A 14,770-nucleotide genomic window follows, 5' to 3' on the forward strand; every position below is an offset into this window, starting at 1 on the left:
GAAGAACTATCAGAAGCAGAAGCGGAAGGTCGCCCGCATCCACGAGAAGATCGCGAACAAGCGAACCGATTTCCTGCACAAGGTATCGATCGAGATCGTCAAAAACCACGACGTCATCGGCATCGAGACCTTGCAGGTGAAGAACATGCAGAAGAATCGCAAGTTGAGCAAGTCCATCTTGGATGTCAGTTGGTCGGAGTTCTTCCGCATGCTCGGATACAAGGCGGCATGGTACGGGAAGACCGTCGTGAAAGTCGGCAAGACCTTCGCCTCTAGTCAACTGTGCTCCAGTTGCGGACATCAACACAAAGACGTGAAACACCTTGGCTTGCGTGAATGGACATGCCCAAGTTGCGGCATCCTTCACGACCGCGATGTGAACGCAGGACTGAACCTCAAACAAGAAGCTGAACGCCTCTTAGCTTCTTCAACCGTCGGGACGACGGGGTTAGCCTGATCAATTTTCGACCGTTAGGTCGGATCACTCAGGAACCCTCCACCTCTAAGCGAAGCCTATGTGGAGGTAGTTCAACGATCGATCAGTTGTGAAGTCACAAGTGCCTTCGCAACAATTTGGGTTCCTTGGTACATCTCGACGTCGACTTTACCGAACTTCCGGCCAACATCAAATACATTTGCCCGAATCGTAATCGTACTCTCAATCTGAACCGGCTTGATGAAATAGATGCTGACATTTTCGATGACGAGGTCACCCTTCTTCATATGCCGTAACATCCGTGTCGCACCCTCGACAAGCAGCGTCGTCAGGACGCCACTCGACGCCGTCCCCATGAAATTCGTCATCTGCGGTGAGACTTCAAGCGACAGGTACTGCCCACGATCATCTTCCGCCGTCTTAATTTGCCCTGTAATCAAATCATCAAACGTTTCGCCGACTTGCGGCTGACGATTTGCGAGTTGGAGTGCCTTCAAGACATCTTGCCGACTGATGATGCCTAGCAACCTGCCGTACTGGTCGATGACCGGCAACATTTCGATCCCTTCCCAAACCATCTGGTGCGCCGAGTTCGTTACGCTCGTCCGAATACCGACCGTGATCGGATGGCGGGTCATGACTTTTTCAACCGGCCAATCATGCGGTCGGTCAATGATGTCTTTCGCCGTGACAACGCCGACGACCTTCATCTGTTCATCGATGACAGGATACCGATTGTGTTTCGTCTGTTCGTTCAATTCATGCCATCTTGAAATCGGGTCGTTCGTCTGTAAATAAAAGGTATCATGCAACGGAATCAAAATATCGGAAACGAGCAAAATCTCTTTTTTGATCAGGCGATCATAAATCGCCCGGTTAATCATCGTCGCAACCGTAAACGTATCGTACGACGTCGAAATGATAGGAAGTTCCATTTCATCTGCCAAGCGCTTCGCATCTTCCGTCGTATCGAAACCGCCTGTGATTAAGACTGCCGCTCCCGCCTCGAGAACCAGTTCATGCGCCTTCTCTCGGTTACCGATAATGACGAGACTATCGACGTCGATGTATCGCATCATCGCCTCTAACTTCATCGCACCGATAACGAATTTCGTTAACGTCTTGTGTAGACCGTTCCGTCCGCCGAGAACTTGTCCGTCAACGATGTTGACAACTTCTGCAAACGTCAGTTTTTCAATATTTTCTTTCTGTTTTTTCTTAATGCGAATCGTCCCGACCCGTTCAATCGTCGAAACAAAGCCTAGATTTTCGGCTTCTTTAATCGCACGGTATGCCGTACCTTCCGATACCGTTAAATCTTTCGCAATCTGCCGGACGGATATTTTTGCGCCAACATCGAGATCTTCAATGTGTCGGATGATCTGTTCGTGTTTCGTAGGCATGCTGTATCCCTTCTTTTTCCTATATTCTACTCTTCTGTCATTATACTGTACTACTCGAAAGAATGAAAAGTGTACTAGTCCGATTTGCGAGAAATGTTTTCCAAAAGCAAGGATGTTATACTGAAAAGTGACTATAAGAGAGGTGGGAATAAGATGTTAGAACGTACGAATCAAATCAGCCAAGTATTAAAAGAATCAGGCATCGATGTCGCCTTGATTACTTCAAAAGCCGGTGTATTCTATTTTTCTGGTGTCTACGCTGAACCACACGAACGTGTCACGGCCGTCATCGTTGACGCGAATGGAAAACGAGCACTCTTCTGCCCAGCACTCGAAGCAAGTATCGTAGCAGCAAGTCCATGGGATGGTGAAGTCGTCACTTATGCCGATCATGAAAATCCATTCGACAAAATCGCGCAATTGCTCGGCTCGTTCGCCGTCTCAAACAACCGACTCGGGATTGAAGGGGAACACATGACGTTCAGCCGTTTCAAAGAGCTTGAGTCTCGTTTGGAAAATGCGGCAATTCTCGATATCGGAGATAAGCTCCAAGCATTACGCCTCCAAAAAGATTCAGAAGAAATCACGATTTTACGCGAAGCCGCTCAACTCGCAGACGAAGCAATCGAAATCGGGAAAAATGCAATTCGCCCCGGCGTAACTGAAATCGAAGTCATCGCACAAATCGAATTCGAGATGAAGAAAAAAGGCGTCCGCGAAATGTCTTTTGATACACTCGTCTTATTCGGTGCAAACAGCGCTGATCCGCACGGTGTCCCTGGCGACCGCGTCATTAAAGAGGGCGATTTCGTTTTGTTCGACCTCGGTGTCGTTTGGAAAGGATACTGCTCTGATATTACACGGACGTTCGTTTATGGAACTCCGAGTGCGGAACAGGAAAAAATGTATCAAACTGTTTTAACTGCGCTTGAAGCAGCGACAGATGCGAGTCGTGTCGGCATCACACTCGGTACACTCGACGAAGCGGCACGGAACGTCATCGACCAGGCTGGTTATGGCGAATACTTCACGCACCGCGTTGGTCACGGTCTTGGAATCGACGTCCATGAATTCCCGTCACTTGCATCGAATAATCTTCTGACAGCTGAGCCTGGTATCGTCTATACACTTGAGCCTGGCATCTACGTCCCTGACGTTGGTGGCGTTCGAATCGAAGACGACATTCATTTAACAGCAGACGGTCCAGAAGCATTGACGCGCTATCCGAAACACTTACAATCAATCGAAGCCAACTAAACATCTACTAAAAAAGGTTAGCTCAACCGACTGAATTCTTCGGATGAGATAACCTTTTTTATTTTCGCGACTGATGAACGACGTTGACGCCACCTGTCACATCGAGAATCGCACCCGTAATCAGACTCGCATCTTCTGCAAGTAAAAATGAAATGGCGCGGGCGATATCGCCCCCGACACCGGTCCGGCCGACAGGCGTTTGATCGTCTGCGACTGCTTCATCAATCCACTTCGTCTTGTTGTCTCCGACGATGTTTCCGGGATTGACCATATTCGCCGTAATCCCGTACTCCGCCTCTTCTAACGCAACACTTTTCGTTAAGCTGACCATCCCACTCTTCGCAGCAGCGAAAGCAGCTCGATAAATCCATCCTGGTGCTGTCGCACTTTCCGGAAAACCATATGTGATGACACGTCCATAGCGTTGCTCCCGCATGATTGGAATCACTTTCCGTAGTAACCAAAAGCTCGCCGTCAAATTCCCTGCGACGACTTCGTCCCACTCTTCGTCTGAATAATCGACGAGTGATTTCCGTTCAAAAATATACGGTCCCGCATTAAGTATCAATGCATCAATCCGCCCATGCTTTTCCATCGCTTCATCTACTGCTTTAAGCAATTCGGTTTGTTTCGTCACATCTGCTTGAATTGGATAAAGACGTTCATGTTCAAACTCCGGCTTCGATCGGTGCAATGCTGTCACATACCATCCTTCGTCTAACAGACGGCGTGTCACCATTTCTCCAAGCCCTTTCGTTCCTGCTGTAATCAACGCGTGCCTCATCTTGGCATCGCCCCCTTTCACCTTGTTCTATCTTACGATGTTCACGTTTGAAGAACAATTTTTAGAACTCTAACAATGTTCAACACTTTCCATTTGTGGGAATGGTATAATAAGGACGTAGTATCAGCCGAATACGAAGGGATGGATTCATCATGGCAATCGTATATCATAACGTACTAGTAGCAGTTGACGGATCAAAAGAAGCAGAACGTGCATTTGAGACCGCAATCGACGTCTCACTTCGAAATGACGCCAAGTTAGTCATCGCCCATGTCATCGATACACGGACGTTCGCGACTGTCGAAGCATATGACCGCACAATCACAGAGCGTGCCGAGTCTTATGCAAAAGAATTATTAGACGAATATGTCAAAACGGCGCAAGAACGTGGAGTCAAAGATGTGGAAGTCGCAATCGAGTACGGTTCACCGAAAGTCACGATCGCGAAGAAACTCGCTCCAAATCATGATGTCGATTTAATCATTTGTGGTGCGACCGGTCTGAATGCCGTCGAACGTTTCTTCATCGGTAGTGTCTCTGAAAGCATCACACGTTACGCCAAATGTGATGTTTTGATCGTCCGTCTGTAATTGAATTCATTATTTTCTCCGCACCTTCTCACGAGGGTGCTTTTTTTCGTAAAAAAATCCATCGAGCCGATGCCCGATGGATAGATGTGCTTATTTAAATTTAACGGTGACGTTACGACGTCCCCAGCTGAATGCTTCTGAGCGCGAGTAGTACAAGATATCAAGTTTTTTCCCCTTGATGGCTCCACCTGTATCCGCTGCCGTGTACGTACCTTTTAATTTCCCTTTATAATACACTTTGACCGTCGAACGAAGCGGGATGACACGCGGGTCGACCGCTACGACTTTTTTCTTCGAACTCTTGATGTTCCAACCAATCGCTGTCAAGTTGCCGCTGCCTGGATCGTACGGCGTGTAAGCTGTCGCACTGACGTTTGTTAGTGTTTTCCAACCGCTTGACGATTGTTTTTTAGAAGACGAGCTCTTGACGACCTTTGAATAACGTGCGCTTAAGTATGCTGTTTTTCCTTTGTAGCTTACTTTGTACCAGTTACCTGTTTTTGCTTTGTACGGTAAAGTTTGATTTTTATAAAGAAGACCTAATTTTTTCGATGACGTGGTTGCTTTTTGACGAACAACTAGGCTATTGACCGACGATTTAACATTCTTTTTAGTAGCAGCTTCTGCTTGAAGACCTGCAAACGAACTGAGTGCTAACAACATTGCTAAAACACTAGCGAGTATTCGTTTCATCATGTAATCTCTCCTCCATAATTGTTCCCGATTTGTTAACTGAGATTAATATACATGACAAAAAGGGGCAGTGCCGTTACATATAGACCACAAAAAAATGTCGTTACTATTACTATTATGTTACAAAAGGCTCATATTTATGTTTTCAAACCTTATTTACGACTTATTTTTGAAATGAAGACAGATTTCAGAACGTTATATGACAAGGACTGTAACATAACTAAAAAACGAGAACAAAAGTTCTCGTTAAAAAAATCATTGTTTTAGCTTTATCAATACAAAAAAAGACCGGACATGATGTCCGGTCTTCGTGTAGATAAACTCTTATGAAACGTGAACATACGATATCGAGGCGGATTGCGCTCTAAAGTGTCTGCATGACTGGATTTCCGTCATGGTATTCCCTAAAAAGCGTCATGTTTCGTTGACTCCTACGGGGAAAAGTGCGTGTTTAACGCACGTTCAGAGGCAGGCAAGACCCTGCTCGTTGTCCGCTAGGATCCAAGGAGCAACGGCTTGCGCCTCGCCCGAGGAAAGCAACGAAAAAAGACGCTTGATCTCCCGATAGCACGTTGTCTACAGTCAGAAGACCGGACATGACGTCCGGCCTTCTGCATGTTAGTACTTATGCATTTTGTTCAATCAATCCACCGACACGAACTGTGTCACGTGCGATCATCAATTCTTCATTCGTTGGAATGATGATGACTTTGACTGGTGAGTGCGGGTAGTTGATGAAGAGTTCTTCTCCACGCGCTCCGTTGTTAAGCGATGGATCCCAGTAGACGCCCATGAACTCGAGTCCACGGAGAACACGCTCACGAATCGAGTCAGAGTTTTCACCGACACCTGCCGTGAAGATGATGGCATCGACGCCGTTCATCTCTGCAGCATATTGTCCGATGTATCCATGAATCCGGTTCGCGAAAATACGAAGTGCCATTTCAGAACGGTGGTTTCCTTCTGTTGCTGCTGATTCAACATCACGTAAGTCACTTGAAAGACCAGATAATCCGTAGATTCCTGATTCTTTGTTCATGACGTTCAAGACGTCTTCTGCCGACTTCCCTGTTTTCTCCATCAGGAACGGAATCAAGGCCGGGTCAAGCGAACCAGAACGTGTTCCCATCGTAATTCCTTCAAGTGGCGTGAAGCCCATCGTCGTATCGAGTGACTCACCGCCAGCAACTGCTGCAATCGATGCCCCACTACCGAGGTGACAAGAAATCAAACGAAGGTCTTTAAGCGGACGTCCGAGCAACTCAGATGCACGTTCCGTAACATATTTGTGGCTCGTACCGTGGAAGCCATATTTCCGAATGCCGTATTCCGTATAGTATTCGTACGGAAGGCTGTAAAGGAAGTTTTCTTCTGGCATCGTTTGGTGGAAGGCCGTATCGAAGACAGCCACTTGCTCGACTTCCGGCAAGATTGCTTGGAACGCACGAATCCCAATCAAGTTTGGTGGGATGTGGAGTGGACCGAGCTCTGTATAGGAATCGATATCTTTAATGACATCTTCCGTAATCACGACAGAATCCGCATACTTTTCTTTACCATGAAGGACACGGTGTCCAACACCTTTGATTTCATCGTAAGAAGAAATGATGCCAAACTCCATCAACTTTTCAAGTGAGAGTTCTACTGCTTCTTTATGTGTTGCAAGCGGAAGGACGTCTGTATACTTTTGCCCTTCACCATATTTAATTGTAAAGATTGCATCGTCTTTCCCGACACGCTCTACTAAACCGATTGCTACTAACGTTTCACTCGGCATCTCAAGTAGTTGGAACTTAAGCGACGAACTACCAGCATTTACCGCCATAATTTTTGCCATGATCTATTTTCCCCTTTTCCATTCAAAATCAGTAGACATTCACATCTGTGTGGGTGTTCTATTTTTTCTGTCTTACATTAGAATAGTCAAATTAACAATAGAATTCAATTACTTTTCACTTTTCATTTTAATTCTGTATTAATCCATTCATCAATCTGTTTCACCATTCCACCAAATGCACGTGCATCGGTGAATGACGGGAGTTCAGCAAGTAATGCTTGTTTTGGCATCGTCATTCCCGCTAGGTGATTTCGGACGATTAAATAACTTTTTGCTGCCTGTTCTTGCTTGAACATGGTTAATGGCAGTTGCAAGATGCCGACGACATGTGCCTTCGTCTCAAAATACTGCTTCAATTTCCCTTCCGTATCGTGCTCAAATAATCCATTCGGGATGACAAAGACACCGAATCCGCCTGGTTTAACATAATTCATCGCCTGTTCAATCAAAAGAAAGTGGCTGTAACTCATTCCTTCTTCTCGTTTTAACACATACTCTTTTGATACTTCTTCGTCCGGATAGTAACCAATCGGCAAGTCTGCCATCGCGAGATCGACCGGATCTAACAGTAGAGGACGGAGTGCATCTTGATGCGTGTAAGTGACGGGATAATTGAGTAATTCCGTGATTGAAGCCGATAACCGGACTAACGTTTCATCGACTTCGACTGCTTCTGCTGCCGTCCCCGTCGGAAGTTGACTCATGACGGCATGAAGCATCCCACCTGTTCCACTACCAAGATCAAGTAACCGAGCGTCGTCCTTCTTGATTAGTTTCCCGATTAAATAACCTGCAAACAATGCAACGCTGTCCGGTGTCGGCAAATGATTCGGTTGTGCCTGTTTCATTCCTTCGAGAACAGCAAGCGAAACAGCTTTCCGAATGACTTCCGGATCGACTTTTTCAGTATGGCGGTCATTTAAGCGATCAATGACCTCCGTCAGCGCCTCTAAATAGGGCATATCAAGGTCGCGTTCTAATTTTCTCGTTTGTTGCGTTAGTTCCTTATATAATTTTTCTAATGCTTCCATCGTCAGTTCATCCTTTCAAAACGAAACGGCCCCCCATATTTCCTGGGAGCCGTTCTTCTCATTACATCCATTGTATCTGTTTTACGTCGTTTGTAAACTATTCTTACTTCGCAGCTTTTGCTGCGGCGATCGCCGCATCAAAATTCACTTCGTCTGTCGATTCTGGCATATATTCGACATAGACGACTTGATTTGCTGAATCAATAACGAATACCGAACGAGCTAGCAAACGAAGTTCTTCAATCGCGACGCCATAGCTATGCCCAAACGATAAATCACGGTGATCCGATAATGTTACGACATTATCAAGCCCGCTTGCGGCACACCAGCGACGTTGTGCGAACGGAAGGTCGTTTGAGATTGTCAACACTGTCACGCCATCGATTTGTGCTGCTTCTTCATTGAACTTACGTGTTTGAGCGTCACAGACGCCCGTATCGATCGATGGAACGACGCTAATCATACGAATTCCTTTGTATGTATCGCGCGAAACCGGCGAAAGATCGTTAGCGAGTACCTCGAAGTCTGGTGCTTGTTGTCCGACTTCAACTCGTGTACCAAGTAATGTAATATCATTTCCTTTAAACGTTGCCATGTGTATTCCCCATTTCCCCATGTTGTCTTTCAAATGCATTTCCAATCTTACTATAGGAATGTTCGCCTTATAACGCAAGCTTTCTGACGAACTTCCTAGCTATCGGTTCCCGATTTCTGAAAAAACAGTTATAATGAAAGAGTACATGAAACGCTTTCAAGGGGGAATTGACCATGGCTCGAAACAATGTCTACCTGTATTACCGAAATAAACAAAGACACGAGACGCAGGTACGTAAATTAGTTGAAGTCGGCAAGCGATACGGATTGAATGTCGTCCAGGATCATAAACAAGCAAATATCATCGTTTCAATCGGTGGTGACGGCGCGTTTCTTCAAGCAGCTCGCTTTACAGGCTTCCGTGACGATGCCATCTATGTCGGTTTCGCAGAAGGTCCAAATTCCTTTTACTGTGACTTCGACATTAATGACCTGTCCTCCGTCGAAGCCATTTTCAAAGAAACAGGCGATCGCGTCTCGAATGGCGAAATTGAAGTCCGACGTTATCCATTGCTTGAAGCATCGATCAATGGCGGGCCAGGTATGCTTTGCCTCAATGAATGTTCCGTTAAATCGAGCATCATTAAATCACTCGCAATTGAAGTCTACATTGATGGATTCTTATTTGAAACGTTCCGTGGCGATGGTATGGTCATTTCGACGCCGACCGGATCGACCGCTTATAACAAGTCCTTGTCTGGTGCAATCGTCGATCCATTGATTCACTGCCTCCAAGTCAGCGAAATCGCATCCGTCAACAATAACCGCTACCGGACGCTCGGATCGGCTTTCCTCTTGAACCGTGGTCGTAAATTATCGCTTCGCATCATCGAAGACGGAAACGACTATCCGATCATCGGGATGGACAATGAAGCGTTAAGCTTAAAACGAACGGACTCCGTCGACATCCAATTGTCCGATAAAGAATTAAAAACCGTCAAATTAACGAACAATACATTTTGGCACAAAATCCAACGGTCATTCTTATAAAACAAACAAAAACTTCCCTGTCCACCAAGGACAAGGAAGTTTTTTTATCACCTAAGGAACGTACAGAAAAGAACGTCTTGAATCGCTTTAAACCGCGAAAAGCGGATCATCGGTCATTTGATTGATAGAGGACGGAAACGTTCATCCTCGACTCCGAGGGGAAAGGAAGCGCGTCCGTCACAAGGGGTGGTGTTCATCTGACTATGAGTCATCCCCTTTTGAGGATTTACGGAACGAACGCAACCTCTTAAGTCGTTGTCAAAGATGCTTCCTGGCGATAGACCGTTTTTCCTTGTTGTACCGTTTCGACTAGTCGATTCGTAAGAATCTGTTCATCTGCAATACGATAAAAATCTTCTTCGAAGATGACGAAGTCTGCATCATATCCAGGCAATAACATTCCTTTTCGTCCATGTGTCTCTGTTGCGACATGTGGATTTTTTGTGAATAATAACAATGCTTCGTACATTGAAAGAACTTCGTTCGATTTATTAATCCGCCCTGCTTTCCCCACGGTCGCTGCATAGAGCGCTCGGCGAACATCGGGACTTGAAATCGGCGCGTCAGAGCCGCCACACATTAAGGCTCCTGTGCCCGCTAGCGACTTCAAGCGATAGGCCGAGTCGAGACGCTTCAAACCGAGACGTGCTTCAGCAAAATCAGCATCATCTAACAAGAAGACCGGTTGCACATCAATTAAGACGGGCAACTTCCGAATCCGTGCCAATAATTCAGGTCGTACGACCGTTGCGTGAATAATACGATCGCGCGTCCCTTTCGGAGCCGGATACTTTTCAAGCACATCCACGAAACGTTCGATTGCAAGATCTCCGATGACGTGCGCCGCGACAGTGAAACCGTAGCTTCGTGCTCGCTTCACGAGTTGTTCAAGTTGGTCCTGCGAGTGAACTTCAATGCCACGCGTCGTCGGGTCGTCCGAATAGCCACGATGCAATAATGCCGTTCTTCCACCGAGGGCACCATCGACAAATAATTTCATCGCTCCAATTGAGAGCGTGTCAGGGAGAACAGGGTTTGCTTGAATGAATTCATCAAGGACGAGATGATGCACGAGAAGATGGGCATGAAAACCCGTTTCTTCCGTCACTTCTTTATAAGCTGATAAGACTTCGTTTAATGCACCGTGATAAGATAAATCCTCTGTATGTGCCGCCACGATCCCATGACGATATAAGTCTTTGATTGCCGCGCGCAACGATGATTTGTTTCGTTCCGTCGATCCTGCTTGCAACGCATAGAGCGGTTCCATTGCTGCATCATAAAGAAAACCATCTGCTTCCCCTGAATCGAGCAAACCGATTTTCCCACCCTCGATGACCGTTGATGCTTTATATCCCAATTGTTCAAACAATACGTCATTGACGAGTACCGTATGCCGATCCGTCCGCTTTAGTAAAGCTGGTTCTGTCGGGAACAGTTGATTCAACCAAGCTTTTGTTGGCGCTTGATCTAGCTTGGTCTCGTCGTAGCCTTCTGCCACATGAATTCCATTGATCGCTTCCGCTTTTAAAAAGGCCTGTCCGAGTTCTTCTAGCGTCATGTAACGCGAAGCATCGACACGACCTATCGCTTCGCCATATCCAATGAGGTGGATGTGCGCATCGGTAAAGGCAGGATAGACGGCTTTGCCATTCAGATTCTCAATCGACTCGACGCGTTTACCGAAACGTCGCCGTAACTTCCCCTCATCCCCCATGGCTACAATCCGACCTGCTTCGATAAACATCGCCGGATGAACATCATGTTCATGCGCCATCGTTCGAATGATTCCGTTTACATAAAGTATTCCCATCTTAATCGCTCCTTTTTTTTACGAAAACAGGGTGACCGCGGCGGCCACCCTGAGTTGTCAGTGATGATTACATATGAATCGTTTCTTGCTTGGCACATGCTTGTTTGATTCGTTCAATTGACTGTGGATCAAATTGTTCGAGGACGCGTTCCCCTAGTAAAATCGCACGTTCGTAATCGCCAGCGAGGAACTTCGTCTCAGCAATCGTCAACGACATATGTATCTCATTATCATTGCGACGGAAACGATTCGCGTACTGGACAAGTCGTTCTGCATAAGTGACTTCGAACACTAATGTATCTATCCGTTCTTGCAATTGTTTAAACGTCAACTTGACATCTTCGCTTTGCGAAACGATGTAACCGACATTAAACGGAATCTCCTCAAAACGTGCCTCGAGCGTCTGTAACGAACGACTCGCTGTTTGAAGCGCTTCTTCGACATCTTGCGGCATCTTCGGTAACCCGAGCCGTTTTAATCGTAACCGGGCACTAGAGAATGCATGACGCCATTCATTGATGCGTTCGCGTACTTCCAGCTCTTCTTTGCGTAGTGCTTGGAGTTCGATACTGAACCGTTCGTATTGAATCGTTAATTGTTCTTCCAGCCGAATGGCATCACGCATCTGATCTTCTAACATGCTGAACGGAATGATTCGGCTAGCGATGGATTCGTCCAAATCCTTCGCTGCCCCAAACAACATCTCTTCATCGCGCTGAATCGACTCGTAATGCTCTCCTAAGTCAGCTGAAATCTCATACTGTTCACGGAGCGAACTAAATTCTTGCGCCAATTGGTGGACTTTTTCACGCATCCGCAGTGCTTTTTGTTTCAAGACTTGATTTTCTTTTTTCACATGATGACGCGCGTCGACTTCACGACGGAACGTATCGTACATCTGGTCGACATCAGCCGAAAGTTGCTGGACGCGTTCTTCTAAATCGTCCATTTCTAGAAATTCAAGTTTTTTAACTAGGTTGAGGCGTGTTTCCTCAAATCGTTTAATATCCGACTGCATGCCAAGCGGCTCAAGCGGATAGCCATCCAGCGTCATTTCATTATATCCGGCGCTCAATTGGTCGATTCGTTGACGTAACTCATGTGCCAGGACTTTCCAATGATTCGGAATCACTTCGACTAATTGACGCGTCTGTGCGACTCGTTCTTCAAGCTGAAGGCTTGTTTCATACGCTTTCGTCACTTCACCTGCTTCCTCAAAAGCAGACATTTCTGTACGCAACTGATCGATTTCTTCACTACGTTCTTCAAGTTTCGCTAATGCCGGACCAAACGACGTCGCTTGTAGGAGCAACGATTTACGGACTTGACCTGAATCTGTCTCACCTTGCGCTTTCAATGAAGTCAATGCAGATTGATTATTTTTAAACGTCTCCATCTCACGCAGCATCTCATCGATTAACCCTTCAAGCTCACCGATTAATTGTTCCGTTACTTCTAAATCATTCTTGACGGCAAGGAAATGATATTTATCGAGCCCTTCTTCCGCTCGATACAATGTTTCATCGATTTGCGCGACGTGGACTGTCAACAGTTCCTCCCAAGCCTGATGCCAGGAAGTGAATTTCGTCTCCGTCTCGCCCGCCATCGGAAGCTGCTTTAATTCTTGTAGCTCCTTCGGAATTGATGCGCTAATAATCCCCTGTTTGCGCATATCTAGCTCGTCAATTTTTGTATAATATTTTTTTCGACTAATCATGCTAAATAACATGACGAGTAATACGATGACGATGACACCAATCACCCATGCCCACATTTGTCACGACCTCCACCCTATCAAGCGATTCCATTTTTCAACAATTTCGCTTTTAATCTTATCCTTATAATAGTATAGCGCAACCGATTTGCATAGATTTACTAAGGCTTTTCCTGATTTCTTCGACAGATTACAGCGTCTCGCCGAGAAATCAATTGTTTGTCAGCATCTTTAAAACTCGGGTAAGATAGATTAAATATGATTTTTCAGGAGGAATCTTAATGATGTTTGAGACAACGACGTATGATGGTGACCGAACAAAACAATATGACATGCTGAATAAGCAACTTGATGCTTTACTGACTGGAGAAACGAATCAAATTGCCAATCTTTCAAATGCGAGTGCGTTACTTGGTCAATTTCTCGATCGAACGAACTGGGTCGGCTTCTATTTAACGGACGCAGAACAAAATCAACTCGTTCTCGGGCCATTCCAAGGCTTACCTGCTTGTGTCCGGATTCCATTCGGTCGTGGTGTCTGCGGTACAGCGGCAGAAGATCAAACGACACAACTGGTCATGGATGTCCATGCTTTCCCAGGCCATATCGCGTGTGATGCGGCAACGAATTCAGAAATCGTCATTCCATTAATTAAAGATGGAAAAACGATTGGTGTCCTCGATATCGACAGTCCTGAACTGAATCGTTTTGACGAAACCGATCAAGCCGGCCTTGAAGCCTTTAGCGAAATTCTTCTTCGTCATATTTGATTGACAGCAGGAATAAGCAGACGTATACTTGTAAAAGTGCAGAAATGATAACGATAGCGGTCAAATCGCTTGCGTATCACATTTCATGACTCGGCTTTGCCGGAGGGGCATCGTGTAACTTTGCTATCAAGCGAGGGTGCCACACCATGAAATGGGCGTAACGTGGGTTTGATGGCGTTATTATTTTTATGCAAATAATAACGAACACTAAGGAGGAGTCTTATTATGGCTCGCTATACAGGTCCAGCTTGGAAACTTTCACGTCGTCTCGGTATCTCTCTTACTGAAACAGGAAAAGAAATCGCAAAACGTCCGTACGCTCCAGGACAACACGGTAACAGCCGTCGCAAAATGTCTGAGTACGGTCTTCAACTTCAAGCGAAGCAAACGCTTCGTCACATGTACGGAGTAAACGAACGCCAATTCAACCGTATCTTCAACGATGCTGGCAAAATGCCTGGTATCCACGGTGAGAACTTCATGTTCTTACTTGAAGCACGTCTTGACAACGTCGTTTACCGTATGGGTATGGCTCGTACACGTCGTGCTGCTCGTCAGCTCGTCAACCACGGTCACATCCAAGTTGAAGGCGCTCGCGTCGACATCCCTTCATTCCGCGTGAAACCAGGTCAAACGATCTCAGTTCGCGAAAAATCGAAGAACTTTGTCGTTATCAAAGAAGCACTCGAAGTTGCACCAGCAACTAAAGACTTCGTTACTTTTGATGCTGAAAAGCTCGAAGGAACGTTCGTCCGTCTTCCAGAGCGTTCTGAATTGAACGATCAAATCCAAGAACAACTCGTCGTTGAGTACTACTCACGTTAATCTGTTGTTTTTAGCACTCACTTCGGTGGGTGC

The 14,770-nt window shown here is 46.0% G+C and carries 14 protein-coding genes; 6 read left to right on the top strand and 8 right to left on the bottom strand.

The features are described from left to right. On the top strand, positions 1 to 457 hold a 457-nt coding region (locus tag KNP94_RS07905), incomplete at its 5' end, for an RNA-guided endonuclease TnpB family protein (protein WP_215115527.1). 71 nt (positions 458 to 528) lie between these two features. On the opposite strand, the gene KNP94_RS07910 is transcribed toward KNP94_RS07905, so the two are convergent. After that, a complete protein-coding gene (locus KNP94_RS07910; protein ID WP_029331154.1) occupies positions 529 to 1,839 on the bottom strand; it encodes a DRTGG domain-containing protein in 1,311 nt (436 codons plus the stop codon). A gap of 153 nt (positions 1,840 to 1,992) precedes the next feature. On the opposite strand from KNP94_RS07910, the gene KNP94_RS07915 reads away from it, so the two are divergent. Then, positions 1,993 to 3,096: a M24 family metallopeptidase gene (locus KNP94_RS07915; protein ID WP_215115528.1), complete on the top strand. Its 1,104-nt coding sequence runs from the start codon at positions 1,993 to 1,995 to the stop codon at positions 3,094 to 3,096. Positions 3,097 to 3,154: 58 nt separating this feature from the next. Here KNP94_RS07915 and KNP94_RS07920 read toward each other — a convergent pair whose 3' ends face one another. Then, positions 3,155 to 3,880 (bottom strand): SDR family oxidoreductase, encoded by a 726-nt coding sequence (locus KNP94_RS07920; RefSeq protein ID WP_088837617.1) that lies wholly within the window; start codon positions 3,878 to 3,880, stop codon positions 3,155 to 3,157. Positions 3,881 to 4,032: 152 nt separating this feature from the next. Here KNP94_RS07920 and KNP94_RS07925 point away from each other — a divergent pair, with 152 nt between their 5' ends. After that, a complete protein-coding gene (locus tag KNP94_RS07925) occupies positions 4,033 to 4,470 on the top strand; it encodes a universal stress protein (protein WP_088837618.1) in 438 nt (145 codons plus the stop codon). Positions 4,471 to 4,560: 90 nt separating this feature from the next. On the opposite strand, the gene KNP94_RS07930 is transcribed toward KNP94_RS07925, so the two are convergent. From KNP94_RS07930 to tpx, 4 genes are all read right to left on the bottom strand, one after another. Continuing rightward, entirely contained in the window at positions 4,561 to 5,166 is a 606-nt protein-coding gene (locus KNP94_RS07930) for a 3D domain-containing protein (RefSeq protein ID WP_029331158.1), read from the bottom strand. A 622-nt stretch (positions 5,167 to 5,788) separates the two neighbouring features. Continuing rightward, complete coding sequence (locus KNP94_RS07935) at positions 5,789 to 7,000, bottom strand: acetate kinase (protein ID WP_088837619.1); 1,212 nt, start codon at positions 6,998 to 7,000, stop codon at positions 5,789 to 5,791. Positions 7,001 to 7,122: 122 nt separating this feature from the next. After that, on the bottom strand, positions 7,123 to 8,031 hold the full coding sequence (locus KNP94_RS07940; RefSeq protein WP_088837620.1) for a class I SAM-dependent methyltransferase: 909 nt from the start codon (positions 8,029 to 8,031) through the stop codon (positions 7,123 to 7,125). A 103-nt stretch (positions 8,032 to 8,134) separates the two neighbouring features. Next, positions 8,135 to 8,632, bottom strand: coding sequence for a thiol peroxidase (gene tpx, locus KNP94_RS07945; protein ID WP_215115589.1), 498 nt, complete (start codon positions 8,630 to 8,632; stop codon positions 8,135 to 8,137). Between the two features lie 167 nt (positions 8,633 to 8,799). On the opposite strand from tpx, the gene KNP94_RS07950 reads away from it, so the two are divergent. Continuing rightward, on the top strand, positions 8,800 to 9,615 hold the full coding sequence (locus KNP94_RS07950; protein ID WP_029331162.1) for an NAD kinase: 816 nt from the start codon (positions 8,800 to 8,802) through the stop codon (positions 9,613 to 9,615). A 247-nt stretch (positions 9,616 to 9,862) separates the two neighbouring features. Here KNP94_RS07950 and KNP94_RS07955 read toward each other — a convergent pair whose 3' ends face one another. Both KNP94_RS07955 and ezrA read right to left on the bottom strand, forming a co-directional pair. Continuing rightward, the gene (locus KNP94_RS07955; RefSeq protein ID WP_215115529.1) at positions 9,863 to 11,428 is read right to left on the bottom strand and encodes an amidohydrolase; all 1,566 of its coding nucleotides are present in this window, start codon (positions 11,426 to 11,428) and stop codon (positions 9,863 to 9,865) included. A gap of 67 nt (positions 11,429 to 11,495) precedes the next feature. Then, on the bottom strand, positions 11,496 to 13,202 hold the full coding sequence (gene ezrA / locus KNP94_RS07960) for a septation ring formation regulator EzrA (protein ID WP_088837623.1): 1,707 nt from the start codon (positions 13,200 to 13,202) through the stop codon (positions 11,496 to 11,498). A 224-nt stretch (positions 13,203 to 13,426) separates the two neighbouring features. Between ezrA and KNP94_RS07965 the strand changes: the two genes are divergently transcribed. After that, a complete protein-coding gene (locus KNP94_RS07965; protein ID WP_088838511.1) occupies positions 13,427 to 13,912 on the top strand; it encodes a GAF domain-containing protein in 486 nt (161 codons plus the stop codon). Between the two features lie 225 nt (positions 13,913 to 14,137). After that, complete coding sequence (gene rpsD, locus KNP94_RS07970; RefSeq protein ID WP_026827721.1) at positions 14,138 to 14,737, top strand: 30S ribosomal protein S4; 600 nt, start codon at positions 14,138 to 14,140, stop codon at positions 14,735 to 14,737. Positions 14,738 to 14,770 lie beyond the last annotated feature (33 nt).

The sequence above is a fragment of the Exiguobacterium sp. s80 genome (assembly GCF_018618725.1).
Taxonomy (GTDB): Bacteria; Bacillota; Bacilli; order Exiguobacteriales; family Exiguobacteriaceae; genus Exiguobacterium_A; species Exiguobacterium_A oxidotolerans.

Excerpts from the sequence above, each read along its gene's own strand:
- KNP94_RS07955 (WP_215115529.1), bottom strand. The coding sequence starts at position 11,428 with ATGGGAATACTTTATGTAAACGGAATCATTCGAACGATGGCGCATGAA.
- KNP94_RS07935 (WP_088837619.1), bottom strand. The coding sequence starts at position 7,000 with ATGGCAAAAATTATGGCGGTAAATGCTGGTAGTTCGTCGCTTAAGTTC.
- ezrA (WP_088837623.1), bottom strand. The coding sequence starts at position 13,202 with ATGTGGGCATGGGTGATTGGTGTCATCGTCATCGTATTACTCGTCATG.
- rpsD (WP_026827721.1), top strand. The coding sequence starts at position 14,138 with ATGGCTCGCTATACAGGTCCAGCTTGGAAACTTTCACGTCGTCTCGGT.
- KNP94_RS07940 (WP_088837620.1), bottom strand. The coding sequence starts at position 8,031 with ATGGAAGCATTAGAAAAATTATATAAGGAACTAACGCAACAAACGAGA.
- KNP94_RS07925 (WP_088837618.1), top strand. The coding sequence starts at position 4,033 with ATGGCAATCGTATATCATAACGTACTAGTAGCAGTTGACGGATCAAAA.
- KNP94_RS07920 (WP_088837617.1), bottom strand. The coding sequence starts at position 3,880 with ATGAGGCACGCGTTGATTACAGCAGGAACGAAAGGGCTTGGAGAAATG.
- KNP94_RS07930 (WP_029331158.1), bottom strand. The coding sequence starts at position 5,166 with ATGATGAAACGAATACTCGCTAGTGTTTTAGCAATGTTGTTAGCACTC.
- KNP94_RS07965 (WP_088838511.1), top strand. The coding sequence starts at position 13,427 with ATGTTTGAGACAACGACGTATGATGGTGACCGAACAAAACAATATGAC.
- KNP94_RS07915 (WP_215115528.1), top strand. The coding sequence starts at position 1,993 with ATGTTAGAACGTACGAATCAAATCAGCCAAGTATTAAAAGAATCAGGC.
- KNP94_RS07910 (WP_029331154.1), bottom strand. The coding sequence starts at position 1,839 with ATGCCTACGAAACACGAACAGATCATCCGACACATTGAAGATCTCGAT.
- KNP94_RS07950 (WP_029331162.1), top strand. The coding sequence starts at position 8,800 with ATGGCTCGAAACAATGTCTACCTGTATTACCGAAATAAACAAAGACAC.